Source organism: Sandaracinobacteroides sp. A072, from assembly GCF_052616365.1.
This window is the reverse complement of the sequence record NZ_JBQXGU010000001.1, coordinates 934,553-961,384: the sequence shown is the minus strand read 5'-3', so window position 1 is coordinate 961,384 and position 26,832 is coordinate 934,553. Positions and strand designations below refer to the sequence as shown.

At 66.3% G+C, this 26,832-nt stretch carries 26 protein-coding genes and 2 tRNA genes; 13 read left to right on the top strand and 15 right to left on the bottom strand.

Going from position 1 to position 26,832, the window contains the following annotated elements:
* Positions 1 to 2: 2 nt before the first annotated feature.
* Positions 3 to 431, top strand: coding sequence for an OsmC family protein (locus ACUJ46_RS04695; protein WP_445389270.1), 429 nt, complete (start codon positions 3 to 5; stop codon positions 429 to 431).
* A gap of 21 nt (positions 432 to 452) precedes the next feature.
* Here ACUJ46_RS04695 and ACUJ46_RS04690 read toward each other — a convergent pair whose 3' ends face one another.
* The 4 genes from ACUJ46_RS04690 to ACUJ46_RS04675 all read right to left on the bottom strand — a co-directional run bounded on the left by ACUJ46_RS04690 (position 453) and on the right by ACUJ46_RS04675 (position 3,744).
* On the bottom strand, positions 453 to 662 hold the full coding sequence (locus ACUJ46_RS04690; RefSeq protein ID WP_445389269.1) for a DUF2061 domain-containing protein: 210 nt from the start codon (positions 660 to 662) through the stop codon (positions 453 to 455).
* Between the two features lie 100 nt (positions 663 to 762).
* Positions 763 to 847, bottom strand: a tRNA-Leu gene (locus tag ACUJ46_RS04685).
* Between the two features lie 146 nt (positions 848 to 993).
* The gene (locus ACUJ46_RS04680; protein ID WP_445389268.1) at positions 994 to 3,465 is read right to left on the bottom strand and encodes a TonB-dependent receptor; all 2,472 of its coding nucleotides are present in this window, start codon (positions 3,463 to 3,465) and stop codon (positions 994 to 996) included.
* 204 nt (positions 3,466 to 3,669) lie between these two features.
* Positions 3,670 to 3,744 (bottom strand) — tRNA-Val (locus ACUJ46_RS04675).
* Positions 3,745 to 3,850: 106 nt separating this feature from the next.
* On the opposite strand from ACUJ46_RS04675, the gene ACUJ46_RS04670 reads away from it, so the two are divergent.
* A complete protein-coding gene (locus ACUJ46_RS04670) occupies positions 3,851 to 5,041 on the top strand; it encodes a serine hydrolase domain-containing protein (protein ID WP_445389267.1) in 1,191 nt (396 codons plus the stop codon).
* Positions 5,042 to 5,125: 84 nt separating this feature from the next.
* On the opposite strand, the gene ACUJ46_RS04665 is transcribed toward ACUJ46_RS04670, so the two are convergent.
* On the bottom strand, positions 5,126 to 5,413 hold the full coding sequence (locus tag ACUJ46_RS04665; protein WP_445389266.1) for a YciI family protein: 288 nt from the start codon (positions 5,411 to 5,413) through the stop codon (positions 5,126 to 5,128).
* A gap of 235 nt (positions 5,414 to 5,648) precedes the next feature.
* On the opposite strand from ACUJ46_RS04665, the gene rpmB reads away from it, so the two are divergent.
* Entirely contained in the window at positions 5,649 to 5,942 is a 294-nt protein-coding gene (rpmB, locus tag ACUJ46_RS04660) for a 50S ribosomal protein L28 (protein ID WP_445389265.1), read from the top strand.
* Between the two features lie 145 nt (positions 5,943 to 6,087).
* Here rpmB and ACUJ46_RS04655 read toward each other — a convergent pair whose 3' ends face one another.
* The gene (locus tag ACUJ46_RS04655; protein WP_445389264.1) at positions 6,088 to 7,089 is read right to left on the bottom strand and encodes an esterase-like activity of phytase family protein; all 1,002 of its coding nucleotides are present in this window, start codon (positions 7,087 to 7,089) and stop codon (positions 6,088 to 6,090) included.
* Between the two features lie 197 nt (positions 7,090 to 7,286).
* On the opposite strand from ACUJ46_RS04655, the gene ACUJ46_RS04650 reads away from it, so the two are divergent.
* A complete protein-coding gene (locus ACUJ46_RS04650; RefSeq protein ID WP_445389263.1) occupies positions 7,287 to 7,823 on the top strand; it encodes a glycine zipper 2TM domain-containing protein in 537 nt (178 codons plus the stop codon).
* Between the two features lie 46 nt (positions 7,824 to 7,869).
* Here the strand turns inward: ACUJ46_RS04650 and ACUJ46_RS04645 are convergent, their stop codons facing one another.
* The 3 genes from ACUJ46_RS04645 to ACUJ46_RS04635 are packed head-to-tail and all read right to left on the bottom strand — an operon-like array spanning position 7,870 to position 10,963.
* Positions 7,870 to 9,219, bottom strand: coding sequence for an RsmB/NOP family class I SAM-dependent RNA methyltransferase (locus tag ACUJ46_RS04645; RefSeq protein ID WP_445389536.1), 1,350 nt, complete (start codon positions 9,217 to 9,219; stop codon positions 7,870 to 7,872).
* A complete protein-coding gene (gene htpX / locus ACUJ46_RS04640; RefSeq protein WP_445389262.1) occupies positions 9,143 to 10,090 on the bottom strand; it encodes a zinc metalloprotease HtpX in 948 nt (315 codons plus the stop codon). The genes ACUJ46_RS04645 and htpX overlap by 77 nt, the downstream gene beginning before the upstream one ends.
* A 48-nt stretch (positions 10,091 to 10,138) precedes the next feature.
* Complete coding sequence (locus ACUJ46_RS04635; RefSeq protein WP_445389261.1) at positions 10,139 to 10,963, bottom strand: SDR family NAD(P)-dependent oxidoreductase; 825 nt, start codon at positions 10,961 to 10,963, stop codon at positions 10,139 to 10,141.
* Positions 10,964 to 11,023: 60 nt separating this feature from the next.
* On the opposite strand from ACUJ46_RS04635, the gene ACUJ46_RS04630 reads away from it, so the two are divergent.
* The gene (locus ACUJ46_RS04630; RefSeq protein ID WP_445389260.1) at positions 11,024 to 11,236 is read left to right on the top strand and encodes a DUF1674 domain-containing protein; all 213 of its coding nucleotides are present in this window, start codon (positions 11,024 to 11,026) and stop codon (positions 11,234 to 11,236) included.
* A gap of 15 nt (positions 11,237 to 11,251) precedes the next feature.
* Here ACUJ46_RS04630 and ACUJ46_RS04625 read toward each other — a convergent pair whose 3' ends face one another.
* The 3 genes from ACUJ46_RS04625 to ACUJ46_RS04615 are packed head-to-tail and all read right to left on the bottom strand — an operon-like array spanning position 11,252 to position 13,490.
* Positions 11,252 to 12,427 carry an aminotransferase class I/II-fold pyridoxal phosphate-dependent enzyme gene (locus tag ACUJ46_RS04625; RefSeq protein WP_445389259.1) on the bottom strand — a complete coding sequence of 392 codons (1,176 nt, stop codon included), beginning with the start codon at positions 12,425 to 12,427 and terminating at the stop codon, positions 11,252 to 11,254.
* Positions 12,424 to 12,966, bottom strand: coding sequence for a YceD family protein (locus ACUJ46_RS04620; protein ID WP_445389258.1), 543 nt, complete (start codon positions 12,964 to 12,966; stop codon positions 12,424 to 12,426). Before ACUJ46_RS04620 ends, ACUJ46_RS04625 begins: the two co-directional genes overlap by 4 nt.
* Positions 12,963 to 13,490, bottom strand: a complete 528-nt coding sequence (locus ACUJ46_RS04615; protein WP_445389257.1) for a ubiquinol-cytochrome C chaperone family protein — start codon at positions 13,488 to 13,490, stop codon at positions 12,963 to 12,965. Before ACUJ46_RS04615 ends, ACUJ46_RS04620 begins: the two co-directional genes overlap by 4 nt.
* A gap of 165 nt (positions 13,491 to 13,655) precedes the next feature.
* On the opposite strand from ACUJ46_RS04615, the gene ACUJ46_RS04610 reads away from it, so the two are divergent.
* The gene (locus tag ACUJ46_RS04610; protein WP_445389256.1) at positions 13,656 to 14,132 is read left to right on the top strand and encodes an outer membrane protein assembly factor BamE; all 477 of its coding nucleotides are present in this window, start codon (positions 13,656 to 13,658) and stop codon (positions 14,130 to 14,132) included.
* A 114-nt stretch (positions 14,133 to 14,246) separates the two neighbouring features.
* Here ACUJ46_RS04610 and ACUJ46_RS04605 read toward each other — a convergent pair whose 3' ends face one another.
* The 3 genes from ACUJ46_RS04605 to nusB all read right to left on the bottom strand — a co-directional run bounded on the left by ACUJ46_RS04605 (position 14,247) and on the right by nusB (position 18,007).
* Positions 14,247 to 16,349, bottom strand: a complete 2,103-nt coding sequence (locus tag ACUJ46_RS04605; protein WP_445389255.1) for a sodium-translocating pyrophosphatase — start codon at positions 16,347 to 16,349, stop codon at positions 14,247 to 14,249.
* Positions 16,350 to 16,523: 174 nt separating this feature from the next.
* Positions 16,524 to 17,420, bottom strand: coding sequence for a thiamine-phosphate kinase (thiL, locus tag ACUJ46_RS04600; protein ID WP_445389535.1), 897 nt, complete (start codon positions 17,418 to 17,420; stop codon positions 16,524 to 16,526).
* A 68-nt stretch (positions 17,421 to 17,488) separates the two neighbouring features.
* Positions 17,489 to 18,007, bottom strand: a complete 519-nt coding sequence (gene nusB, locus ACUJ46_RS04595) for a transcription antitermination factor NusB (RefSeq protein WP_445389254.1) — start codon at positions 18,005 to 18,007, stop codon at positions 17,489 to 17,491.
* Positions 18,008 to 18,176: 169 nt separating this feature from the next.
* Here nusB and ACUJ46_RS04590 point away from each other — a divergent pair, with 169 nt between their 5' ends.
* From ACUJ46_RS04590 to dxs, 7 genes are all read left to right on the top strand, one after another.
* Positions 18,177 to 19,268 (top strand): hypothetical protein, encoded by a 1,092-nt coding sequence (locus tag ACUJ46_RS04590; RefSeq protein WP_445389253.1) that lies wholly within the window; start codon positions 18,177 to 18,179, stop codon positions 19,266 to 19,268.
* Positions 19,269 to 19,466: 198 nt separating this feature from the next.
* A complete protein-coding gene (locus ACUJ46_RS04585; RefSeq protein ID WP_445389252.1) occupies positions 19,467 to 20,705 on the top strand; it encodes a hypothetical protein in 1,239 nt (412 codons plus the stop codon).
* Between the two features lie 134 nt (positions 20,706 to 20,839).
* Positions 20,840 to 22,312, top strand: coding sequence for an IMP dehydrogenase (guaB, locus tag ACUJ46_RS04580; RefSeq protein WP_445389251.1), 1,473 nt, complete (start codon positions 20,840 to 20,842; stop codon positions 22,310 to 22,312).
* 115 nt (positions 22,313 to 22,427) lie between these two features.
* The gene (locus ACUJ46_RS04575; protein ID WP_445389250.1) at positions 22,428 to 23,588 is read left to right on the top strand and encodes an RsmB/NOP family class I SAM-dependent RNA methyltransferase; all 1,161 of its coding nucleotides are present in this window, start codon (positions 22,428 to 22,430) and stop codon (positions 23,586 to 23,588) included.
* 65 nt (positions 23,589 to 23,653) lie between these two features.
* On the top strand, positions 23,654 to 24,253 hold the full coding sequence (locus ACUJ46_RS04570; protein WP_445389249.1) for a tetratricopeptide repeat protein: 600 nt from the start codon (positions 23,654 to 23,656) through the stop codon (positions 24,251 to 24,253).
* A 47-nt stretch (positions 24,254 to 24,300) separates the two neighbouring features.
* Entirely contained in the window at positions 24,301 to 24,750 is a 450-nt protein-coding gene (locus ACUJ46_RS04565; RefSeq protein WP_445389248.1) for a Fur family transcriptional regulator, read from the top strand.
* A 98-nt stretch (positions 24,751 to 24,848) separates the two neighbouring features.
* On the top strand, positions 24,849 to 26,813 hold the full coding sequence (dxs, locus tag ACUJ46_RS04560; protein ID WP_445389247.1) for a 1-deoxy-D-xylulose-5-phosphate synthase: 1,965 nt from the start codon (positions 24,849 to 24,851) through the stop codon (positions 26,811 to 26,813).
* Positions 26,814 to 26,832 lie beyond the last annotated feature (19 nt).

The following is a 26,832-nucleotide window of genomic DNA, read 5'->3' as shown; positions in this document are numbered from 1 at the left end:
CCATGGCAAAAGACCTCACGACCGCCGAAATCCGCGAGACGGGCCTGTCACCCTATGCTGTCGCCATCAGCGTTTCGGGCTTCGACCTGGTTGGCGACGAGCCCCTGGACTTTGGCGGCGGCAACACCGGGCCGGCGCCTTATGACCTTCTCACGGCAGCGCTGGGCGAATGCACGGCCATGACCGTGCGCTGGTATGCCATCCAGCAGAAATGGCCGCTGGACCATGTCGAGGTGACCATGACGCACCGCAAGGGCGGCGAAGGCGCATCAAGCCCGCGTCAGGATGTCTTCACCAAGACCATCCGCATCACCGGCCCGGAGCTGACGGACGAACAGCGCCGCAAGCTTGTCGAGGTGGCAGCGAAATGCCCTGTCCAGCGCACGCTGGAAGGCACCCCGCTGATCGTGACGGACGCAGCTTCGGGCTGATTCTCAGACGCGAGCCGATGCTCAGGCCGGGAGCGCGCCAGCATCGCCGACGGTATCGCGGCGACGCTCCCACAGCCTTTCATGAAAATAGAAGACGACGGCCTGCACGGTCGGCTCAAGCAGGCCGATCGCCATGGCGGCCGCCAGATTGCCCGTCAGCGCCCAGGCGAGCGTGACCGCGACGATGATGTGCGTGACCCAGTAGGTTCCTGTCTTGGCGATCTGTCGCATGGCTGGCTTTCCTTTCCGCAAGCAAGGGATGCCACGAAGGCAGGAAGCTGATCCAGCAGTTTTTGCGAATAACTCTCATGTGCATACTCGATGATGCACATGGTACCCCCGGCCGGACTCGAACCGGCAAGCCTTGCGGCACGCGATTTTGAGTCGCACGCGTCTACCAATTCCGCCACGGGGGCAAAGCCAGGCTGCGGCTAGCGCAAGCAAGGCCGGAGTGCAACGAAATGCGGCATCAGCCGCGGATGGAAAACCCCGGCCTGGACTAGCCCGGCCGGGGTCTTCATTCAGCCACCCCTTGCATCGGCGCAAGGGACGGAAGCGATCATCAGAAGCCGACGACCACGGTAGCGCTGATGGTACGGGGCGCACCGATCTGCACGAACGGCACTGCGGTTTCGCTCAGATTGCCGCCGAAGCCGCCGACATAGAGCTTATCGAACACATTGGTGATGTTCAGCTGGAAGTAGCTGTTCCGCAGGAAGGTCACGTCATCGAGCGAAATGCGGGCGTCGAGGTCCACGAGCGTATAGGCCGGAACCGTTGCCGAGCCCCACACGGCAAGCGGCAGATTCTGGTCGTTGATCCAGCGCTTGCCAGTGCGCTTCGCCTGCACGCCGAGGGTCGCCGGGCCGATTTCACCCTGCACCCGGCCGCCGAAAGTATATTCCGGCGCACCCGACTCCCGCTTGCCCTTTGTCGGGGCGAAGCTGTTCGGCCCAAGCTGAACATCTTCCTTGATCTCCGACTTCAGATAGGAACCAAAGACATAGAAGACCAGCTCGCGGATCGGGCTGTAGGTGATGCTTCCGTCGATACCATATTTGTCGACTTCACCGAGGTTCCGGTAGATGCTGCGATCCAGTTCGGGGTCATAGGCCGAGGCCAGGCGATCCTGATAGCGCGTGAACCAGCCGGAGACCTGTGCCTGGAACTGGCTGCTGGAATAGCGCAGGCCAAGGTCGAAGTTGTTGGTCGTTTCCGGGTCCGGCTTCGCTTCTTCCTGATCGCGCGAGAAGAAGAAGGCATTGTAGAGCGCATCCGTTCCCGGAACCTGGAGGCCCTTGGAATAATTGGCGAAAACCGTGACATTGTCGGTTGCGCGCACCGTGAAGCCAAGGTTCGGGAGCAGCTTATCATAATTGTAGACGCGCTGCTGCGGTCCCTGCACGGCCGGGTTGGCTGCCGCATAGGCGTCATTGGCGGCGGGGTTGTCGCCGAAGCAGTCAACGAAGCCGGTGACCGAAGTGGTGAAGCAGTAGTTGTTGAGGTTGCGCCTGAAGAAGGGCGCACGCAGGCCAGCCGTGAAGGTCACCGCATCATCGAAGAACTTGCCGCGATATTCGCCGGACACCTGATTGAGAATGGCCTTCGAGAGCCGGTCCCGCTTCTGCAGGACAGTGCCGGTCACATCCGCAAGCGGATCGTTCACGGGGAACGGATCGACAGCCGATCCATCGTTGTTCAGGAATCCAACCTGGCCGGTCTGGCGGTGGCGGCCATAATCCCAGCTGTAGGACGCCCGCAGGGCATGCTGGTCGTTGAATTCGTAACGCAGCGAGGCAATGACGCCATAGCGGCGGGTCTGGGTCTGGCTGGGTGCCAGTACGCGCACGGTGTCGAGGAGATCGCCATCGCCGTTGAGGTCGCGGCCGAAATAGGGCGAGCCGCCCAGATAACCCGGAAGCTCGAGAATGGCAGCGCCCGGCGCCACATCGCGCAGGCCTTCGCGACCGACAGCCGTGCCGCCGCCATTGGCCTTCACATACTGGAAGCTGGGATCAACGGTCAGCACCAGGCCATCGGCCAGGGTGAAACGCGAGTTGATCCGCACATTCCCGGTGTTCGAAGGGTTCATGCGCTCGTCGAACGTCGAACCGCAGCTGTTGGCGGCATCGGCTACGCCCGGCGTCGCGGGAACTTCAGTGGAGCATGCCGCGACATAATAGAAGCGATCATCACGGGTTTCCGGGAACCCGCTGGGCACGTCGCGATCCTTGCGCAGGGCAACCGAGCCGAAGAAATTGTTGCGGTTCTGGTTGTAATGGCCCGAGATCGCAACGAAGTCGCCATTGTCACCGATGGGCTGATAGATCTTGGCGTTGTACTGCTGCTTGTCGATCATGCCGATGTTGTTGAACGGCACTTCGTTCTTGGTGCGCGCAGCCGAGACATAGGCACGGGTGCCAAACGACGTGATGACGCCCGTGTCAATCACGCCGAAGACGCGCCAATAGCCATATTCCCCGACCGAAAGCGACGCCTGGACACCCAGATCCTCGCGCGGGTTGCGCGTGCGGTAGTTCACGGTGCTGCCGGATGCGGCGGCCGTCGGGCTGTCGACATCGGTTGAACCGAGGTTGACATTGACCTGTTCGATCAGTTCGGGATCGAGCTGCTGGTTGGAATAGATCGCGTAGTTGCCGGTGTCGTTCAGCGGAATGCCGTCGAACGTCAGGGAGATACGATCTGCGGAGAAGCCCCGGATGCTGAGCGTGCCGCCGGCCGAGCCATAGCCGTCGTTGTTCTGGAAGCTCACGCCCGGAAGCAGGTTGATGGTGTCGAGGATGGTGGCGCCAGCACGCTGCCGCTGGATCATCTCGGCATCGAGCGCTGCCTTTGCCTTGGTGGTGTCGGGCAGGACGACCCCGGCCATGCCTTCGCTGGTGCGGGAGCCGGTGACGATGATGGTGGAATCGAAGTCCATCGTGCCGGTGGACTGGGCGTTTGCGCTTCCGCCAAAGGCCATCGAGAGGGCAAGCGCACCCAGCGCCGACCCGGAATACAATCTGATCATCATCACCATCCTGCTGGAAATGCAAAAAAGTTCGTAACACTCATGGCATCGAGCATGGATGCTGCATGAGCATGCAGCGGCTAATGCTGGCCAAATACGACAATTTTGTTACGAAGAGGAGGCATGCGGATGAAGCTTGGCCCGCAGCCGCCGATTGCAGCGGAGTGTTGCACTGCAACAACACCGTGAAGGCCGGCTTGAGGAGGCTGGTGGGCGGCGAGGGTTTCGAACCCCCGACCCTCTCGGTGTAAACGAGATGCTCTACCGCTGAGCTAGCCGCCCTTCCCGGATAAACCTGCCCTCACCGGAGGTTTCCGCAGCTTTCCAGTCCTGTGCTTGGCTGCTAGCCATTTCCGACCGGGGATGCAAAGGGGAGTTTTCAGACACGATGCCGCTCAATCGCGACCGCCTCGCCAGGATCGACAGCTTCCTGAAGGAGGCCTATCTCGACACGAATCGCCTGCCCTGCGCGCTGGTGAAGGTGCTGCACCGTGGCGAAGAGGTGCACAGCTCGGTCCAGGGCCATGCCGATATCGCCAGCGGGCGGCCCATCGCCGAAGACAGCATCTTCCGCATCTATTCCATGACCAAGCCGATCGTGTCGGTGGCGTTGATGATGCTGGTGGAAGATGGCCTCGTGCAGCTGGATGACCCGGTTCACCGCTACATCCCTTCCTGGAAAAATCTCAGGGTCTATCAGTCGGGCACGATCAAGACCGGCTGGATGACGACCGCGCCTGACCGCCCGATGCTGGTGATCGACCTTCTGCGCCACACGGCGGGCCTTACCTACGGCTTCCAGCTGAACACCAATATCGATGCCGCCTACCGCCGCCTTGGCATCGGCGAGATCGAGAAAGGCGACATGACGCTCGAGCGCATGATCGACCTGCTCTCGACCCTGCCGCTGGAATTTTCCCCGGGTGCGGCGTGGAACTATTCCGTCGCCACCGATGTCGTCGGCTGGCTGGTGCAGGTGATCTCCGGCATGCCGCTGGAGGATTTCCTGGCCGAGCGCATCTTCCGCCCCTGCGGCATGGTCGATACCGGCTTTCACGTTCGCGATGGAGAGGGGCACCGTTTCACCACCTGCTACCAACCCGCGCGCGGCGGCGGCATGGACGTGCAGGACGAAGCCTCAGGCTCCGGCTTCCTGAAGCCGCCGAGCTTCATCTCGGGCGGCGGCGGCCTCGTCTCGACTGCGGCCGATTATCTGCGCTTCGCCGAGGCCCTGCGCTCCGGAAAGCCGCGCCTCATCGGCCGCAAGACACTGGAGCTGATGACGGCCAACCACCTGCCCGGCGGCGCGGACCTGCCGCAGGCCTCACGCTCGGCCTTCTCGGAAGCCGCCTATGAAGGAATCGGATTCGGCCTCGGCTTCGCCATGACCACGGCTTTTCACAAGGCCATGATCGCCGGAAGCAACGGTGATTATTTCTGGGGCGGCGCCGCCTCCACCTTCTTCTGGGTGGATCCTGCCGAAGATCTGACAGTGCTGTTCCTCACCCAGCTGCTGCCTTCCTCCACCTGGCCTGTCCGGCGGCAACTGCGCACCATCATCTATTCGGCGCTGGACTAGGCCCGCGTTTCAACCGGAGACGCCATCGGGAGCCCGGCGCAAGCCAGGCTGCCGATGGGCCCGCCCGCCAGGGCTGGCGGTCCGTCAGTCCGGCCGGGGAAGAACCTGCCGCCAGACCGTGACCGCGACGCTGGCGAACAGGCCGGCGCGCGAATAGGGATCATTGGCAGCAAAATCGACGGCCGAGCGCCTGTCGGGGAATTCCATCAGGATCATCGAGCCGATCGGCGCGCCCTCGTCATCGAGAAGCGGCCCGGCCACCAGAATCTGGCTGATCGCCGATTCCAGATAGGCGAGATGGTCCGGCCGCGTGGCGGCGCGCAATTCCTGCTGCAGCGGCTTGTCGATGCAATGTATGGCATATATTGGCACCTGGCCTTATTGGCATGGCTTCTGCCGCCGGTCCAGCACAGACACACGCAGAACTCCGATAACCGGGCCGGACAGTGCGGGGCCCCGGAACACCGTCTGCGGAAGCCTGCGGGACAGGCAGGCAGGGAAAGCCCCTGTCCATGCTTGACTGAGGAGCGCCCCAAGGCTATGGCCCGCGCTCATTTTCCGGTTTGCCGGCAGGCAGCCGCATCGCTTCAAACTCGAGGAACGTCACATGTCGCGCGTTTGCGAAATCACGGGCAAGGGTCGGCAGATCGGCCACAATGTCAGCCATGCCAACAACAAGACCAAGCGCACCTTCCTGCCCAACCTGCAGAATGTGACGCTGATGTCGGAAGCGCTCGGCCGCTCGGTTCGCCTGCGCGTCTCGACCCACGGCCTGCGCTCGGTCGAGCATGTCGGTGGTCTGGACAACTGGCTGCTCAAGACTCGCGACGAGAGCCTCAGCCTCCGCGCCCGTCGCCTGAAGCGCGAAGTGGCGAAGAAGGCTTCCGAAGCCACCGCCTGATCCCGCGGCGCCCGGCTCCGGCCGGGCACAGCCCCGGCCTGACCGGCCCGGCTTCAACGCCCCGCTTGCGGGGCGTTTTGCCATGTCTGCAACCCGCATGTCTGCCACCCGCCTGCCTGCATCCCGCCATGCCTTTGGGCAGGCTTCATTCCGGCGGCAACAGCTCGAACTTCATCAGCAGCGTGCGCTGCAGCGGGCTGAAATTATTGTCGGAGGCCAGATAGACGAAGCGGCGCGCGCCTTCCGCACGCACGGCGACAGCCTCCATATTGTCCACCGTCATGGGTGTCGAAAGGCGCGCCACTTCCTCATGGTCCACGGCTGCGCCGCTGCCGTCAATTCGGGCAAGCGCAAGGCTGGCCGAAACACCTGCCATCGGCGAAAAACGGCGGTGCAGCACCAGCATGCGTCCATCCTCTCCGCCGGGGTCGAGCGGGTCCATCGCTGTCGGCTGATGCGCCTTGGGCGGGCGGTAGGAAAAGGGCTGCATCGGCTCCCCCGGTTGCCCGGCAAGCCCTGCCCTGCCGCCCAGCGCGCCCGGCACGCGCTCCGTCAACAGCAGCAGGCCATTTGCGCCGGCGGCTGCCGCTTCGATCCCGCCATTGGCCGGCCAGGCGTGGCTGTCGGGAACCAGCCAGCGGCGGTGCGGCGCCTGCGACAGCGTCTCGGGCTGGCAGGCGCTGATGCCCTCGAAGCGCTCGCCGCGATGATCCTGCTCGTAAAAGACCCAGATGCCGCCTTCCCGGTCACGGGCAAGGCTTTCCGAATCCGCGGTCCGCTTTGAAACCGGCATCTGCCCGCCGGGGCCGCGCACATCGGCAACGAAGGCAGACGAAATGCCTGTCAGCCGCTCGCCCGCCTCGCGTGGCTCCAGGATGAACCAGGCGCCGGCATCGCTGATCGCCAGCAGCCTGCCGCACGCCGGCTCCCACAGCATCGCCGAAATGCCACCGAAACGCGGCTCGGCCGCGCGCAGCTCCAGACCGCCCAGATATCTGAGCCGCCCGACCCTGTCTGCGCGGGGATCGCGCCGGTCGAGGGGAACCGGCTCGGCAAGAAGGGCAAGCGATTCGACCCCGGGTTCAGGCCCGCCCTTGTTTCCCGTGCCAGCAAAGAGGGCAAAGGCGACCGCAAGGCCGGCGGCCATTCCCAAGCCCTTCAGCAAATGGCCTTTCAGCCTATGGCCTGATCCAAGCATGATGCACCCCTAGCATCGCGGCCCGCAGCTGTCGCGCCCGGCCGGTCTCTTCCGCCGTTGAATGACAGGCAGATGAACGCGCACTTCAGAAACCTGTCAGCCGAATCATCGCATGATGTGCGAACCAATCGGGAAGGACCGGAACCATGAAGACAGGACTGATCGCAATCACTGCCGGGCTGGCTACCTTGACCCTCGCGACACCGGCCCTTGCCGGTGACCGCAACGACCGGGGCGACAGGCGCGAATGGCGCGACGATCGCCGCGACAATGCAAGGGCCTATCAGCGTGGCTATCGCGATGGCGTGCGCGCCGACAAGAAGCGTGAACGGGAACGCTATCGCTATCAGAGCCGCAACAGCAACTGGCGCGGGCCTGCATCCTCGGTGCCCTATACGAACAACAGCCGCTGGAACAACGGCTATGGCGTGGGCCAGCCGGTCTATTACGGCAACGCCTACCCCCGGAATGTGAACAGCAACTATTACTGGGGTGACAGAGGCCACGTCTATTGCCGCCGCTCCGATGGCACGACGGGCGTGATCGTGGGCGCACTGGCAGGCGGAACGCTCGGCAATGTGCTTGCCCAGCAGGGTGACAAGCGCCTCGGCAGTGTGATCGGTGGTACGCTTGGCGCCATCATCGGCCGCGAAATCGACCGCGGCAACGCCCGCTGCCGCTGAACCTCGCTGCCCGATCCTGATTGCCCGCGCTCCTCCCCCGGGCAAGTCAGCCAGTCGCCCGGTAACGGGCGATGAAGAAGCCGTCCGCACCGCCCGCTTCCCCCCAAAGCGAAGGCAGGGTGCGGACGGCACCTTCCCTGGTGGGGACAAGGCCGTCAGGCAATTCGCCCGCCTGCACCGGGTCGGGGGTCAGAGCGGGCGGCGGCGCATGCGCCTCACCCTCCTCCGGTTCCAGCGAGCAGACGGCATAGACGAGCCTGCCACCCGGCTTCAGCCAGCCGGCAGCGCGCGCCCGCAGATCCGCCTGCAGCGCCAGAAGCGGGCCGAGATCAAAACGGCCCTTGAGATACAGGAGATCAGGATGCCGGCCAAAGGTTCCTGTCGCCGAGCAGGGGGCATCGAGCAATATGGCATCGAATGGCGCATCGGGCGCCCATGTCCTCGCATCCGCTTCCACCACATGCGCGGATAGCCCGGTCCGCTCCAGATTGGACCTCAGCCGCTTCAGCCGCGAGGCGCTGATGTCCACGGCCGTCACATCGGCACCGGCAGCAGCCAGCTGCATGGTCTTGCCGCCCGGCGCCGCGCACAGGTCAAGCACGCGCAGGCCCCGCACATCCCCCATCAGGCGCGCGGGCAGGCTGGCGGCAATGTCCTGCACCCACCAGGCGCCTTCCTGAAAGCCCTCCAGCGCTTCGACAGAATGTGAACCCTCGAGCCGGACATGGCCGGGCATCAGCGAAACCCCGCCCAGCCGGGCGCACCAGTCATCGGTGGCAGACGTATCCGCGAGGCACAGGTCGGTCGGCGGAATGGTGGCCAGCCGGCGTGCCCCAGCAAGCGCTTCATCAGGCCCCCAGGCTTTCGCCCAGCGCTCGCCCCAAGGATCGGGCAGCGCGGGTTCGGGCAGGGTCGCCTGTTCCCGGAACAGGGTGGACAGCACGCCATGGGCAAGCCGGCGCGGCCCGCCTTCCAGCAGCGGCAGGGTCGTGGCGATGGCCGCATGGGGCGGCGTATCGAGAAGCAGCCTGCCGGCAAGCGCCACGCGCAGAGCCAGCCGGGCGCGCGCGTCGGGCGGGAGCGGCCGCCTGCAGGCGGAATCGATCAGCGAATCAAGGCCCGGCATATGCCGCAACACCCCGCCGACGAGCGCACGCGCCAGCGCCCTGTCGCTCGGCTCAAGCCCCTTCAGCGCGGCATCGAGCATCGGGTCGAGCGCCCGGCCCAGCACCGTGACCCCGTGCAGAAGGCGCACGGCTGCCTGGCGCGCGGGCAGGCCCGGCACGCCACCTTCCCGCCGCACACGGGCGGGGGGCCGCTCAGCCCCAGGGATTGCGCTTGTCCGGCTTGCGGGGAAGCCCCAGCGCGCTTGGCCGGCGGGCCGGGTAGCCTGCATCAGGCCGCGCGGAAACACTACCCCCACCGCGCGGAGCCAGCGGGGTATCGGCCAGCATTTCAAGCGCCGCGATCCGGTTTTCGGCTGCCGGGTGCGTGCTGAACAAGCTGTCGCGAACGCCGCCTGCGCCCTGCCCCATGATGTAGAGGGAAGCCGCCGCTGGATTGGCCTGGGCAACCGGGTTGGGGATGCGCTGCGCTGCCCCCTGGAGCTTCGCCAGCGCCGAGGCGAGCTTCAGGGGCTGTCCACTGATCTCGGCCCCCATGGCATCCGCGCCATATTCCCGGGTCCGGCTGATCGCCATCTGCACCAGCGCCGCAGCGACCGGTGCGACGATCATCGCCACAAGGGCAATGAGGGCATTCGAATTGTTCTGGCGGTTCCCGCCAAGGAAGAAGGCGAAATTGCCGAGCATCGAAATGGCGCCGGCAAGGGTTGCCGTCACCGTCATCACCAGCGTGTCGCGATTCTTCACATGGGCCAGTTCATGCGCCATCACGGCCGCCACCTCGTCCCTGTCCAGCATGCGGAGCAGCCCTGTCGTTGCAGCGACTGCGGCATTCTCCGGGTTGCGGCCGGTGGCGAAGGCATTGGGCTGCGGCTGGTCCACGATATAGACGCGCGGCATCGGCAGCTGCGCGCGCTCGGCCAGCGGGGCCACGATCCGCCACAGGCTATGGTCGGGCCCCACTTCCTCGGCCCGGTGCATGCGCAGCACCAGCTTGTCCGAGTTCCAGTAGGCGAAGAAGTTCATGGCGAGCGCGATGGCGAGCGCCACAGCCATGCCGCCACGGCCGCCCAGCATGAAGCCGAGGCCCATGAACAGGGCGACCATGGCCGCCATCAGCATGAAGGTGCGAATGCGGTTCATGCTGGTCTAGATGGCGGAACCCTCGGGAAATTCAACGCCCGGCGCAGGCTATTTCGAGCCACCCCCCAGAAAGGTGCCGATCCGCTTCATGTAGGTGACGGGGAAAAGCCGTACCATCCAGTCGATGAAGCGCGCATCCGGGCCGATCAGCACACGGTGCTGCGCCCTTTCCATGCCGCGAATGATCGTTTCGGCGGCATCCTCGGGTGTGGTGCGCGCATTCTTCTCGAACTCGGCGGCATGGTCGGCCGATGGATCGGAGCCGGGGAAATGTGCGATCAGCTTCGAGTTTCGGGCGACATTGGTCTTGATGCCGCCAGGGTGGACACGAATCACGCAGATGCCCGGATCAGTCTGGCCCATTTCGATGTGCAGCGCTTCAGACAGGCCGCGCACTGCATATTTCGATGCGTTGTAGGCGCTCTGGCTGGGATAGCCCATCATGCCGAAGACGGACGAGATGTTCACGATCCAGCCACTGCCATGCTTGCGCAGGTGGGGGATGGCGAGCCGGCAGCCTTCGGCCACGGCATCGAAATTGACCGCCATGACGCGGGCGAAATCCTCGCGCGGGGTGTCCGCGAACGGCGCGATGACGGACAGGCCGGCATTGTTGATGATGCCGTCCAGCGTGCCGAACTCTTCCGCCGCACCGTCGACCCATGCCTTCAGCGCATCATGGTCGGTCACGTCGAGAACATGCTGGCTGTGCGGGTAGTTACCAAGCATTCGCCCGGTTTCGGCCAGCCCTGCCGCATCCCTGTCCGTCATGGCGACGGTTGCGCCGCGCCGTGCGAGGCCCAGCGCCAGGGCGCGGCCGATGCCGCTTCCGGCACCGGTCACGGCAATTACCTTGCCCTTCAGATCACGCATTGTCTCACCCCTTATCCTTGTTGTTCACACTCTCCCGCGTGGCATGCTAGTGACAGGCCCATGCAAGGAAAAGAGACCCGCCAAAAGCATGAGGGTGAAAGCCCCGCGCAGGATGAATCCACCCGGCCGGCCCCGGAGGGCCGGGAACAGGACAGCCGCGAAGAGGATGATACCAGCGCCGGGGCGACGGCCGGCGAAGTCGGCGGCCGCGCCGGCCCGGAACCGACCCGCTACGGCGACTGGGAAGTGAACGGAATCTGCTCCGACTTCTGAGGCGCCGCTCCGGTCTCAGGCGAGCGCCCGGCGGGCCTCGGCAAGGCGGCTGACAGCCGCATCCAGCGTCTCGCGGGATTTCGCGTGGCAGAAACGCACGACGCCCGCCGGGGCATCCGCGCCCTCGAAGAAGGCGGAAACCGGTATGGCAGCGACGCCATGGCTTTCAATGATCCGCTCGCAGAACGCCCGGTCGTCGAGCCGGATGCCCGATGCCGCGAGATCGACGCAGAGAAACCAGGTCGCGCCCGACGGGAGCAGATGATAGCCCGCGCGTGCCAGCCCGTCCGACAGAAAGGCACGGCCTGCGGCGATGTCGTGGCGCATCCGCTCCAGCCAGGCCCGCTCCGCCGACAGCCCCTCGGCCACGGCCTGCTGCAGGGCGGGAGCGGTCGTGAAGGTCAGGAACTGGTGGGTTGCCGCGATGCGGGCGGCCAGCGGCTGCGGGGCAAGCGCCCAGCCGACCTTCCAGCCCGTCAGCTGGAAGATCTTGCCGGCCGACCCGATCTTGACCACGCGCCCGGCAAGCGCCGTGTCGGCGGCGAGCGAGACATGGGCGCTTCCCGGCGGTCGCACCTCCTCCCACACCTCGTCAGCCAGGATGACGAGGCCATGCGCCAGCGCCACATCCCGGATGATGGCGCGCTCATCGGCATCGAGGGTGCGGCCCGTCGGGTTTGCCGGGTCGTTCACGATCAGCAGTTTCGTCGAAGGTGTGATGGCCGCTTCCAGCGCGGCGCGTTCCAGCCGCCAGTCCGGCGGCGCCAGCCGAACGAAGGAAAGGCCGGCGCCGGCCCGACGCACCAGCGGGGCATAGGCATCGTAGGCCGGCTCGATGAGCACGGCATGGTCACCCGGCGCCAGCAGGGCGAGAATGGCCGAGGCCAGCGCCTCCGTCGCGCCACTGGTCACGACGATCTCGCTGGCCGGGTCGAATGTCAGGCCCTGTGTATCGGCATAGAAGCCCGACAGTGCCGACCGCAGCGCATCGGTTCCACGCATGCGCGGATAATGGTGCGGCCCGTCGACAATCGCGCGGGCGGCGGCCTGCCGCACGGAATCCAGCCCGGCGGAATCGGGAAAGCCCTGCCCGAGGTTGATGGCGCCCGCCCGTGCCGCAAGGGCGGACATATGCTCGAAGATGGTGGTGGAAACCGGAATGGGCTGGCCCGGTCCCTGCCCTTCTCTCATTGAGTCCGGAGCCTGGAGAAGGGGTTGTTGCGCGCCTTCTCGGCCTCTTCGGCCGCAGCGGCTTCCTCCTCCGTCGTCAGGTGGGCACGCACCCGCGCCAGCACTTCGTCGCTGGCGCGCGGATAGGGATCGAGCACAAGGGCCAGCGACTGGGCGACCGCCTCGCCAAGATCGATGCCGCCATTCTCCACCGGCAGGATGTCAAGCGCATCCTCTTCCAGTTCCAGCTCCGTTCCGGGGTCGATCTCGGCCTCTGGCTCGAAGCGCAGGTCCAGCGCTTCCTCGACATGGGCCGGCACAGGCTCTGACGAAACCACGCAACGCTGCACCACATCGGCCACGAGCCGGCCCGAAACGCGCGCACCGCGCCCATGGCGGCTGACGGCAAGCGTCGCTTCGAGCCGGTCGATGGCGATGAGGCCGAAGCGTTCGGCAAGCGCGGCGCGCGCTTCCGGGCCGGCGACAAGGGCCTGTTCCTTCGGCTGGCCGGGCAGCCGGTCGAGGGTCATGCGGACGCTGAATTCCGGGTTTCTGCTCATCGGGCATATCCTGCGGACAGGCGCCCCGCGAGCAGATCGCCCGCAGGCACGGCGTCAAGGGCCGCCTTCAGGCGGCGCACAGAAGCGGCAAGCCCATCGGGCGCCCCCTCGGGCGGGGCAGCGCGATAGACATTGCGCGCCAGCGCATCGGCCAGCGCCCCCTCGGGCGCGCCTTGCGCCAATGCCGCGCGATAGGCGCCCAGCCTGCCGCCCATCGCACCGATCACCCGGCCCATGTGCTTGCCGATCACCATGTCGCCGATGCCGATGTCCCGCAGCGAGCCATCCATGTCCTCGACGAAGCGTTCCGTCAGGATCGCCGTTTCGCCCACCAGCCCTTCCGATTCCAGCCGAAGCAGCACCAGCGCAGTGACCAGCGCGACCATGTCGAAGCGGCCATCCACCGTGTCGGCGACGCCATGGTCGAGATACCAGCCGGTGTCGCGGGCGGTGCGCGTGATCCAGCCCCAAAGGGCCGAAAGCGGTGGCGGGGCGGGTTTCAGCAATCTGGACAGGAAGGACATGGTCGGAATCCGCGATCATCCGGGCGCGTAGGGCTGCGACGAAGTGCCGGCAGCTTGCTTGCGCTGCTACATCAAGAAGCGCATATGGCGGCCATGCGCCCGCCCCGCAAGCGTGCGTTCAGCCGCGCCCTGCTTCATGAAGGGCCGCCTGATGATGGAGAGTTAATGACCGCCCCTATCCGCCTTCCGTCCCGCAAGCTGCTCCTGCCCGTCCTGCTTCTGGGCGCGCTGGCGGGCACTTCGGCCTGCACGCGCATCATGAACAACCAGGGTTATGTGGCGGATCAGGAACTGGTCGCATCGGTCCAGCCGGGGATCGACAACAGGCAGTCGGTCGAACGGTCGCTCGGCCGGCCGACGGCAACGTCCCAGTGGGACAATGATGTCTGGTATTATATTTCCCGCAACACCCGCCAGCTTGCCTTCGCGCGGCCGGTCGCCAGGGACCAGAGCGTGCTGATCGTGCGCTTCGGGCCTGACGGCACCGTGACCGCCGTTGAAAAGCGCGGCATGGAGCAGGTGGTCGCCCTTTCTCCCCATTCCGACAAGACGCCGACCGCCGGCCGCGAGGCGACCTTCCTCGAGGATCTGTTCGGGAACATCGGCACAGTCGGCGCGGCGCCTGGCGGCGGCCCGCAGTAAGGCAAGGCCGGGATACACGTTACAGGAACAGGAAAAAGGGCCTGCCGGCATATCCCGGCAGGCCCTTTTCCATGTGGTTTCATGTGGCGGGGCCTGCTGTGCAGGCCCGCCGGATCAATGCGCGGCGAGTGCAGCCAGAAGCAGCAGCGCCACGATGTTGGTGATCTTGATCATCGGGTTCACGGCAGGGCCTGCCGTATCCTTGTAGGGATCCCCCACGGTGTCGCCGGTCACGGCTGCCTTATGCGCTTCCGATCCCTTGCCGCCATGGTGGCCGTCCTCGATGTATTTCTTGGCATTGTCCCAGGCGCCGCCACCCGATGTCATCGAGATGGCGACGAAGATGCCCGAAACGATCACCCCCAGCAGCAGGGCGCCCAAGGCTGCAAAGCCATTGGCCTGGCCGGCAACCGCCGTGATCACGAAATAGACCACAATGGGCGCCAGCACGGGCAGCAGCGAAGGCACCACCATTTCCCGGATGGCGGCCTGCGTGACGAGGCCGACAGTCCGCGCATAATCGGGCTTGGAGGTTCCCTCCATGATGCCCGGGTTGTTGCGGAACTGGGTGCGCACTTCCTCGACCACGGCACCCGCCGCGCGGCCCACCGCCGTCATGCCCATGGCACCGAACAGATAAGGCAACAGCGCGCCCAGCAGCAGGCCGACGATGACATAGGGGTTGGACAGCGAGAAATCGACGACGAGATTCTCGAAATACTTCGAGAGATCAGCCGTATAGGCGTTGAACAGCACAAGAGCGCCCAGACCGGCCGAGCCGATGGCATAGCCCTTGGTCACCGCCTTCGTCGTATTGCCCACCGCATCGAGCGCATCGGTGCGCTCCCGCACCTCGCCCTCGAGGCCGGCCATTTCGGCAATGCCGCCGGCATTGTCGGTGACAGGCCCATAGGCATCGAGCGCCACGACCATGCCCGCCAGCGCCAGCATCGCGGTGGCGGCAAAGCCGATCCCGATGACACCCGCGAACTGGTAGGCGACTATCATGCCCACGCAGATCACGAGCGTGGGCAGCGCTGTCGCCTCAAGGCTGATGGCAAGGCCCTGGATGATGTTGGTGCCATGCCCCGTCTCGGACGCACGGGCGATGGAGCGCACCGGCCGGTAGGCCGTGCCGGTATAATATTCCGTGATCCAGACCATCAGGCCGGTGACGACAAGACCAACCATCATCGACCAGAAGAGGTCCATGGCGGTGAAGCCGCCCGAGCCGTCGGCCGCCTGCCCGCCGAGCACCACGCCCATGTCGGGAAAGACGAGCATGGTTGCGAGGAAGAGCGCCGGCACCGATGCCACGGCCGACACGATGAAGCCCTTGTAGAGGGCGCCCATGATGTTCTTCGACGTGCCGAGCTTCACGAAGAAGGTTCCGAGGATCGAGGTGAGGATGCAGACCCCGCCCGCCAGCAGCGGAAGGGTCATGAGCGCCTCGAGGTTCGGCCCGCCGATAAGCAGTGCAGTCAGCACCATCGTTGCGCCGACAGTCACGACATAGGTCTCGAACAGGTCGGCGGCCATGCCGGCGCAGTCGCCGACATTGTCGCCCACATTGTCGGCGATCACGGCGGGGTTGCGGGGGTCATCCTCGGGGATGCCGGCCTCGACCTTGCCGACAAGGTCGGCGCCGACATCGGCCGCCTTGGTGAAGATGCCGCCGCCAAGCCGCGCGAAGATGGAAATGAGCGACGCACCAAGCGCCAGGCTGACAAGGCTGTCGATCACCACACGGTCATCGAAGGCAAGGCCGAGCTGGCCGGTCAGCACGCGGAAATAGACCGTGATGGCCAGAAGCGCGAGGCCGGCCACGAGAAGGCCGGTGATGGCCCCGGCGCGGAAGGCGAGCGTCAGGCCGGCCTGCAATCCGTGGCGCGCCGCCTCGGCCGTGCGGACGTTCGCGCGCACCGAGATGTTCATGCCGATGAAGCCGGTGGCGCCCGAAAGAATGGCGCCGATGGCGAAGCCGATTGCCGGATAAATGCCGAAAAACACATAGACCGCCACCAGCGCAATGACGCCGACGATAGCGATGGCGCCATATTGTTTCCTGAGATAGGCGCCCGCGCCTTCCTGGATGGCGGCGGCGATTTCCTGCATGCGGGCATTGCCTGCCGGTGCCGCCAGCACCGAACGCGTGGCGAAAAGGCCATAGAGCACTGCGGCTATGCCGCAGCCTATGGCAACCAGGACATGATCCATTGGTCCCTCACCCCTTTATCGTTCCGGCACGAACCGGGTCGTGCCTTGTTGACATGGCGTCCGGCCCCTCCCGGGCCTGCGCCATGGGCAGAGCTTGGCAAAGTGACAGGGGGTGCGCAAGCCGCGGCGAACGGTTGCCGGCCAGCGGTCAGGTGCGGCGATCAGCCGTTGTGGTCAGCTGTGGCGATAGCCCATGGCCGAAGGTTCCGCCCCATCGAGCAGAAGGCCCGATCCGGGCGCAAGCTGGCCGATGCGGGAAACGGCAACACGCGCGCTGGCGGCAGCTTCGGCCACAGCCCCGCGCGCGGCCGGGGGCGCGGCGAACAGCAGCTCATAATCATCGCCCATGGCAGCCAGTGCTGCCACGGCAACGCCGCTCGCCCGCGCCGGATCGCTCAGCGGGATGGCGGCGCTGTCGAGGAAGGCGCCAAGGCCGGAAGCCGCTGCCAGGCGGGCGCAATCGATCAGCAGCCCGTCCGATACATCCATGGCTGCCGACGCCACGCCCCTGAGCGCCAGCCCCAGCGCCAGCCGCGGCACCGGCCGGCGGTAGCGGCGCAGCAGCGCCGCGCCGCCATTGCCAGCCGGGCGCCTGCCAAGCGCCACTTCAAGCCCGAGGCCGGCATCGCCAATGGTGCCGGAAACCCAGAGATCATCGCCCGCCCTTGCGCCGCCGCGCGAAAGGGCAGCCCCGGCCGGCACCGAGCCAAGCGCCGTCAGCCCGAGGACGGCACCATCGCCGGTGCGGATCGTATCACCGCCCAGAAGCGGAGTCGCATGGGCACGAAGCGCCTCGTCCATGCCGCGCAGAAGCGCTTGCGCCCAGTCCAGGCCCTGCCGGCTTCCGAGGCCCGCCCCCATCAGCACGCCGCGCGGGCGGGCGCCCATGGCGGCAAGGTCTGAAAGGTTCACGGCAACCAGCTTCCAGCCGACATCGGCCGGCGGGCAATCGGGCGTGAAGTGCACGCCCTCGGCCAGCATGTCGTGCGTGGCGACGAGCTGGTCGCCCAATGGCCAGTCTAGAACGGCGGCATCGTCCATCAGCCCGCGCGCGGCCGGGTGCGGCGCAATCCGGCGCAGTTCCTCCAGAAGCGCGGTCTCGATGTCCAGCCCTGGCCTCCCTTCCGGCTTTCCTGGCCTCAGCCCGCCTGCTCCGGCTCTTCGCGCACGCTGCGGCCAAGCCTGTCAAGCAGGGCGTTGACGAAGCCGGTTTCGGCGCGCGGATAGAAGGCCTGGGCCACATCCACATATTCCGAGACGATGGCCGCGCGCGGCACATCCGGCCGGGCGACCATCTCATAGGCGCCGCAGCGCAGGATCTGGTGCATCAGCCGGTCCAGCCGGGACAGTGTCCAACCCTTGCCGAGAAAGCTCGTTATGAGCGAATCGAGCTCGTCGACCCGCGCCAGCGATCCGGACACGATGTCATCGAAAAAGGGCCGGTCGGCTTCGGCGAGGCGGTCGCCGCCTTCCTCGGCATCGGTCACGGCGCCCAGCCGGTGGCTGTGAAACTCGGCAAGGAGTTTCGCAATATGGGTGCCGGACACGGATTGCTGGTAAAGCGCCTGCACAGCGGCCAGCCGCGCGGCCGAGCGCCGCTGGCGGGCTTCCCCGCCGGAGCTGTTCCGGCGCGGGGGACTGGATGGTTCTGACGTCATGGGCCGAGGCCATAGCGGCGATGCGCCGGCTCTGCCAGCCCGCAGGAAAAGTCTCTGCCGGTCGCGGGAAAATCCCGGCACGCCAGAATCGACCAGAATCGAGAGGTTACAGGATGCGGCGGCGGGCCGCAGCATAAGGGCGGGAGAAACATTCAGGAGCCCGAGGGACATGCTGACCAAGGCCGACGATTATCCGATTCACCAGACATCCGAGCCGATCGCCTATGCCGGAACCGACCGGAACTTCTACGATCGCTATTTCTTCAACGCGCAAAGCCCTGACGGCACGCGCTTCATGGGCGGCGCCCTCGGCGTCTATCCGCACCTCAACGTGATGGACGGGGCCTTCTGCTGGCTCGAGAATGGCGTGCAGCGTTCGGTGTTCGTGTCCCGCCTGCTCGGGATGGAGCGCATGGACACCCAGGTCGGGCCGCTTTCGGTGGAGATCGTCGAGCCGCTGAAGCGGGTGCGCGTGCGCCTCGCCGAGACGGACGGGCTTTCGGCCGACCTGCTCTTCGAAGGCCGCCATCACCCGATCGAGGAACCGCGCTTCATCTGGCGGCATGGCCCCCGCACCCTGATGGACGTGACCAGGATGACCCAGAATGTCGCCATCAGCGGCCATGTCACGGTGGATGGCGTGCGCCGTGACTGCTCCGGCTGGCGCGGCACCCGTGACCGCAGCTGGGGCGTGCGCCAGATCGGGGCCGCCGATCCGCAACCGCCGGTGCCGGTGCGGGATCCCCAGTTCTTCTGGCTCTGGGCGCCGCTCAACTTCGAACGCCATGCGCTCTATTTCCACACCAACGACGATGCCGAGGGCGTGCCCTGGAACCGGTCCGCGGTGCTCGTGGACCTCGCCTCGGGGGCGGAAACCAAGCTGGCAAACCCGCGCTTCAAGCTGGATCTCCAGCCCGGTGGCCGGCGCGCCACCTCCGCCGTTCTGGCCGCCGATGCGCCCGGCGGCCCGCTCGAGGTGCATCTGTCCATCGACCAGAATTTCCAGATGCACGGAATCGGCTACACGCACCCGCAATATGGCCACGGCGCATGGCGCGGCGATCTCGATGTGCAGACGGAGCGTTTCGACTGCCGTGCGGCGGACATCGGCGCCTTTTCCAACGTGCACATCCAGGGCCTGTGCGCCGCCGAACTGCGGCTGCCCGATGGCAGCATCGAAAAGGGGCGTGGCGTGCTCGAGCAGATGATGATGGGGCCGCACGCGCCGTCGGGCTTCAAGGAACTCTACGACCTGGCCTGATCTTTCATGATTGGGTGATGACGGCGGGGCATCATCGCCCCGCCGCCCTTCCCGAGCGCCGAACCGCCTGCCAGCGGCTTGACGATGGCGCGCGGCGGGTGCGAGGAGCGCGTTCAGCATTCCGAAACCGGGCATGGCGTATGGAACGACCGTTCAACGCATCCGTGCCTCGCTACGGGTCGAGAGGAGAGAACAGGCATGAATAAGTTCATCGGGCGTGCTTCCGCCGCAATGCTTGCGGCCCTTCTGATGGTCGGCGCGCCGGAAGCGGCCCTGGCGCAAAAAGGCAGCAAGGCGCCGAGTTTCAAGTTCACGAAGCCGGTGCAATCGCTTCTGGCGCAGGCGCAGAAGGCGCAGCAGGGCAATGACCATGCCGGCGCGGTCGCGCTGCTGCAGCAGGCCGACGCCCTGCCCAACAAGAATGCCGACGACGCATACATGATCAACATGCTGACGCTGAATTCGGCCATCAACCTCAAGGACAATGCGCTGCTCGAGAAGGCGCTCGAAGGCGCGCTGGCGTCCGAGCGGCTTCCGGCCGAGGAGCGCCCGAAGTTCATCCGCAATCTCGGCGCCATGGCGCTGCAGCGCAACGACACGCCGGCCGCCCTGGCGCAGTTCGAGCGGCTTCTCGCCCTCACCCCGAACGACAGTCAGCTGATGGTCGAAGTGGCGGAGCTTTATCGCCGCCAGAACCAGCCGAAGATGGCGATCGAGAAGATCAACAAGGCAATCGCGGCGTCGGAAACCAATGGTGCCAAGGCCGACGAGCAATGGTACCGCCGCGCGCTCGCCATCGCCTATGATGGCAAGCTCGGCGCCGAAACCATCGCCACCGGCGAGGCCCTGCTGAAGGCGCACCCGAACCCGACCAACTGGCGCGACGTGCTTCTGATCTACCGTGACAGCACCAAGATCGACGACCAGACCAACCTCGACGTGATGCGCCTGATGCGCCTGAACGGCGCGCTGGCCGGCGAGCGGGATTTCGTCGAATATGCCGACACCGCCACCATCCGGGGCCTTCCGGGCGAAGCCAAGGCTGTGCTCGACGAAGGCATCGCCAAGGGCGCGCTTCAGGCCGCCAAGCCGGTCGTCCGGGATCTTCTCGCCCAGGTGAACCCGAAGATCGCGGCCGACAAGGCTTCGCTCGCCGGCCTTGCGAAGGAAGCTGCAACCAGCAAGAACGGCCGCCTGGCCTATGCCACCGGCGACGCCTTCCTCGGCTATGGGGATTATGCGAAGGCCGCCGACATGTACCGGCTGGCCATCCAGAAGGGCAGCGTGGACGTTGCAGCCGCCAACACGCGACTCGGCCATGCGCTGGCCAAGGCTGGCGACAAGGCTGGCGCGGAAGCGGCGCTGAAGGCCGTCAGCGGCGCCCCGCGCGACCAGCTCGCCCGCTATTATCAGATCTGGCTCGCCAGCCAGTCCTGAGAGCGGACCACAAGGAAATGAAGGGCCGGACCTTGGGGTTCCGGCCCTTCTCCTATATGGGCCTAGCCCGAATCCCCCCGCTGCGGGGCGCAAACGAAACCACCGCCAACAGACAGGATCAACGGACAGTGCCAATGGCGATCAGACTTGGACTCACCTTCGACGACGTTCTCCTGGTGCCGGCGGAATCAACCGTCCTGCCGTCGCAGGCGGATACGTCCACCATGATCACGAAGGACATCCGTCTCGCCATTCCCGTCCTGTCCTCCGCCATGGATACGGTGACGGAAGCACAGATGGCGATCGTGATGGCGCAGGCCGGCGGGATCGGGGTTCTGCACCGCAACCTCACCATCGCCGAACAGGTCGAAGCCGTCCGCCAGGTGAAGCGGTTCGAATCGGGCATGGTGGTGAACCCCATCACCATGACAGCCGACCAGACGCTGGGCCAGGCGCTGGAACTGATGGCGACACACCGGATTTCGGGCATCCCCGTGGTCGCGGAAACGCCAGCGGGGGGGCCGGGCCGGCTGATCGGCATCATCACCAACCGCGACGTGCGCTTCGCCGAAAACATGAACCAGCCCGTTTCCGAACTGATGACCCGCGACAATCTCGCCACTGTACGGGCCGGGGTGACACAGGAGGAAGCGCGCCGCCTGCTGCACCAGCGCCGGATCGAAAAGCTGCTGGTGGTGGATGACGAAGGCCGCTGCGTCGGTCTGATCACAGTCAAGGATATCGAAAAGGCCGTCACCTACCCGAACGCCACCAAGGATCCGGCCGGCCGCCTGCGCGTGGCTGCCGCCACCACCGTCGGCGAGGCAGGCTTCGAGCGCAGCTGCGCCCTGATCGACGCCGAATGCGACCTGATCGTCGTCGATACCGCCCATGGCCACAGCCGCCAGGTATCCGAGGCCGTGAGCCGCCTGAAGGCGCGTTCGGGCAATGCCCGGATCGTCGCCGGCAATGTCGCCACAGCCGAAGCCGCACGCGCCCTCATCGATGCGGGCGCCGATGCCGTGAAGGTCGGCATCGGGCCGGGCAGCATCTGCACCACGCGCGTTGTCGCCGGTGTCGGCGTGCCGCAGCTGACGGCGATCATGGACACGGTCGAGGAAGCGCAGCGCCACGGCATTCCGGTGATCGCCGATGGCGGCCTGCGCACTTCGGGCGATATCGCCAAGGCGATGGCGGCCGGCGCATCGGCCGTGATGATCGGCTCGCTCCTTGCCGGCACCGAGGAAGCGCCGGGCGAAACCTTCCTCTACCAGGGCCGCGCCTACAAGAGCTATCGCGGCATGGGCTCGGTGGGCGCCATGGCGCGCGGCTCGGCCGACCGCTATTTCCAGCAGGACATCAAGGACCAGCTGAAGCTGGTTCCCGAGGGGATCGAGGGCCAGGTGCCCTACAAGGGCCCCGCGCGGGACTTGCTGCACCAGCTGGTCGGCGGCCTGAAGGCGGCAATGGGCTACACCGGCTCCGCCACGCTGGAAGACCTGCGCCGCCGCGCACAGTTCATCCAGATCACCAATGCGGGCCTGCGCGAAAGCCATGTCCATGATGTGAGCATCACGCGCGAGGCGCCCAACTACCCGACGAGCTGAGGCCCCGCCTCCGTCCGGCGCGATAAAGGCGCAAGTCCGGCGCACCCCGGCCCGCATCCAGTTCATGGCGGCGGGCTGGCGTTGCGTTCCGGGGGCCAGCCGCTATGTCAGGTCGATGCGTCCATCCCCCCGCCTGCAGGCTGCCATCGAAATCCTCGACCTCGTGATCGATGCCGCCGCCACTGGCGGCGCCGCCGCCGACACGATCATCCAGCGCTATTTCGCCAGCCGCCGCTATGCCGGCTCGAAGGATCGCGCCGCGATCCGCGACCTAGTCTTCGCCGCCATCCGCCGTTCGGCCGAACGGCCGCTTTCGGGGCGGGCCGCCATGCTTGGCCTCGCCGAAGAAAGGCCCGATCTCCTTTCCCTCTTCGATGGCAGCCCGCACGCGCCCGAACCGGCACAGGCTGACGAGCCACGCGCCGCCGCATCCCTCGTTCCGGGCTGGCTGGAGCCGGCCTTCCGCGCCCGCTTCGGCACCGCGATGGAGGTCGAGGCGCGTGCCCTTGCCGCCCGCGCGCCGCTCGATCTCAGGGTCAACCGGTTGCGCAGCGCCTGCCCGTCCGACATCGCCGCACAGCTAGGCGCGCAGCCGATAGCGGGTCTTCCATGGGGCCTCAGGCTCGACCCGCCACAGCCGCTCGACAAGCACCCGCTTTACCTTTCCGGGATGATCGAGGTGCAGGATGCAGCCAGCCAGCATTGCGCCGCCATCGCCGGCGCACGGCCCGGCGAAACGGTGGTCGACCTGTGCGCGGGCGCCGGCGGCAAGACACTTGCGCTTGCAGCCGACATGGAAGGCCAGGGCCGCCTGATCGCCAGCGACACGGACAGGGCGCGGCTTTCGGGCATGGCGCCCAGGCTTTCCCGCGCGGGCGCGTCCGGGCTGGTCGAAGCCCGGCTGCTCAATCCCGGCCATGAAAGTGGGGCATTCGCCGATGTCGCCGGCCTGGCCGATCTCGTGCTGGTCGATGCCCCCTGTTCGGGAACAGGCACCTGGCGCCGCAACCCGGAACTGCGCTGGCGCCTGACGCCACAGCGGCTCGATGCGCTGCTCGCGGTTCAGGCGCGGCTCATCGATGTTGCGGCAGGGTTGCTGAAACCGGGCGGCCGGCTGGTCTATGCCGTATGCTCGGTGCTGGAAAGCGAAGGCCCGGCGCAGGCTGCGGCAGCAGCCGGGCGGCTGGGGCTGACCATTGCCGACAGCATGGCGCTGTCTCCGGCCACCGATGGCTGCGACGGCTTTTTCGTCGCGCGCCTGACAGGAAGTTGCTAGGTCTGTTGACGGGCAAGGGGTTCTGGACCTTGCCCGGATCGAAAGGGAGAGGGACTGAAATGGGCTTGACCCGCGCATCACGGCTGGCCACCGCGCTTTTCATGGGCGCGATGATGGCGCTTCCCGTGGCGGCCGATGCAGCACCATCGCGGGTGGACAGGATCGCCGCTGCCCCTGCACGCGGCCTTCCCGACAGCCAGCTTGCGCCGCGTTCGGTGGCATTGCTGCAGCAGGGGCAGATGCACCTCGCCAATGGCGCCCACCAGGCCGCTGTCGACAGTTTCGAAGCCGCGCTTGCCGTCGATCCGCGCAACCGCCAGGCCTTCATCGGGCTTGGACAGGCAGCGCATGCGCAGGGCCTTTCAGGCACGGCCGTCCGTTTCTATCGCGAGGCGCTGGAAATCGAGCCAAACGACCTTCAGGCGCTGGAACTGCAGGGCGTCGCCCTTCTGGAACGCGGCGCCACCGCGCGGGCGAATGCAAATCTGGAGCGGATCCGCAAGCTGTGCGCCGCCCCCTGCCCCCAGGCGGACAGGCTGGCAGGCCAGGTTGCGCGCAAGGAAGCAGCCAGCGAACAGGCCGCCCTTGCCCAGGATAAGCGCCCTGAAGTGCGCGCTGAAATCCGCCCTGAAGCCCGCCCGGCCACGAGCCAGGATAAACGCTGAAGACATATGGCATGACCATGGCTTCCGCCCCGCACGCAGATCTTCACATGAAGCCCGGCAGCGCCGACCTGCGCACTGCGGCTGAGGCCGTCCTTGTCGGTCAGGGCGTGCAATGGACCGAATTGCGCGCCCGCGTGTTCGAGGCACTGGCGCAGGATGGCAGGCCGGTATCCGCCTATGATGTCGCCGAGCGCGTCTCGGCCATGTCGGGCCGGCGGGTGGCCGCCAACAGCGTCTATCGCATTCTGGACCTCTTCGTTGCCCACAATCTCGCCAAGCGCGTGGAAAGCCGCAACGCCTATGTGGTGAACGTCCACCCGTCCTGCGCGCATGACTGCATCTTCCTCGTGTGCGAAGGGTGCGGCCGCATCGACCATATCGATGATGACCGCCTCGCCGAAATGATGCGCCAGCGCGCCGCCGCCACGGGCTTCAGCCCTGGCCGCCCGGTGCTCGAAATGCTGGGCCGCTGCACCGCCTGCGACGCCGCCGGCTGAGGCCCCGCCCGGCCGGTTTCGACGCAGGGGCATTCGGCCGCAACATCGAAACGCGGAAACGGCTTTCCGGGCCGCGCGCTTCACGCTAGTTTACCCGGATGACTGATCCGCAATCCGGCGCGAGCCCCGCGCCCTATCGCCGGCCCGAGACCCCGCTGCTCGACAAGGTGATCCTTCCACCGGACCTGCGCCGTCTGAAGCCGGGTGAATTGCGCCAGCTTGCCGACGAGCTGCGCGCCGAGATGATCGATGCCGTCAGCGTCACCGGCGGCCACTTGGGGGCCGGGCTGGGTGTCGTCGAACTGACCGTCGCGCTCCACTATGTGTTCAACACGCCGGACGACAAGCTGATCTGGGATGTCGGGCATCAGGCCTATCCGCACAAGATCCTGACCGGCCGCCGCGACCGTATCCGCACGCTCCGCCAGGGTGGCGGGCTTTCCGGCTTCACCAAGCGTTCGGAAAGCGACTATGATCCCTTCGGCGCAGCGCACAGCTCCACCTCCATCTCCGCTGGCCTCGGCTTCGCCATCGCCAACAAGCTGTCGGGCGCGCCCGGCAAGGCGATCGCCGTGATTGGCGACGGCGCGATGTCGGCCGGCATGGCCTATGAAGCGATGAACAACGCGCACGAGGCCGGAAACCGGCTCGTCGTGGTGCTGAACGACAATGACATGTCGATCGCCCCGCCTGTCGGCGCGCTCAGCGCCTATCTGGCCCGGGCCTATTCCTCCAACACCTTCCTCGGCATCCGCGATGCCGTCCGCCAGGTGGCAAGGCGTGCCCTGCCACGCCCGCTGCAGGGGCCTGCCAAGCGCGCCGATGAATTCTTCCGCACGCTGGGCACCGGCGGCACCCTCTTCGAGGAACTGGGTTTCTATTATGTCGGCCCGATCGACGGGCATGACCTCGATATCCTGGTGCCCATCCTGGAGAATGTGCGCGATGCGGCCGAAGGGCCGTGCCTCATTCATGTGGTCACGAAAAAGGGCAAGGGCTATGCCCCGGCCGAGGCAGCGGCGGACAAATATCATGGCGTCGTGAAGTTCGACGTGGTGACGGGCAAGCAGCACAAGCCCGCCCCCGGCGGCCCGCCGAGCTACACCAATGTCTTCGCCGATGCTCTCATCGCGGAAGCCGTGCGCGACGACAAAGTCGTGGCCATCACCGCCGCCATGCCGTCCGGCACCGGCATCGACCGTTTTGCCAAGGCCTTCCCCGACCGCAGCTTCGATGTCGGCATAGCCGAACAGCATGCAGTGACCTTCGCGGCCGGCATGGCGGCACAGGGCTATCGCCCGTTCGCCGCCATCTATTCCACATTCCTTCAGCGCGCCTATGACCAGGTGGTGCATGATGTCTGTATCCAGAACCTGCCCGTGCGCTTCGCCATCGACCGCGCCGGCCTCGTCGGGGCGGATGGAAGCACCCATGCCGGCAGCTTCGACATCACCTATCTCGCCACGCTTCCCAACATGGTCGTGATGGCCGCCGCCGACGAAGCCGAGCTTGTCCACATGGTGCACACCTGCGCCCTGCATGACAGCGGGCCCATCGCCGTGCGTTACCCGCGTGGCGAAGGCGTCGGCGTGCCGCTGCCGGCAGCCCCGCAGCAGCTGGAAATCGGCAAGGGCCGGGTGGTGCGCGAAGGCAAGAAGGTGGCGATCCTGTCGCTCGGCACCCGCCTTGCCGAAGCGAACAAGGCGGCAGACGAACTGGACGCGCGCGGCCTTTCGACCAGCGTTGCCGACATGCGCTTCGCCAAGCCTCTCGACGAAGCCCTGATCCGCCGCATGTGCGCCACCCATGACGTCGTGCTGACCATCGAGGAAGGCGCGATCGGCGGCTTTGGCGCCCATGTCCTCACCATGGCGTCCGATGAAGGGCTTATGGATACGGGCCTCAGGATCCGCACGCTGCGCCTGCCCGACATCTTCCAGGAGCATGAAAAGCCCGAGAAACAATATGCCGAAGCCGGGCTTGACGCGGCAGGCATCGTGAAGACCGTGCTGTCAGCCCTGAGGCATAACAGCCTCGCCGTGAACGAGGGCGCGCGGGCCTGACGTGACGGCCTGGAACCTC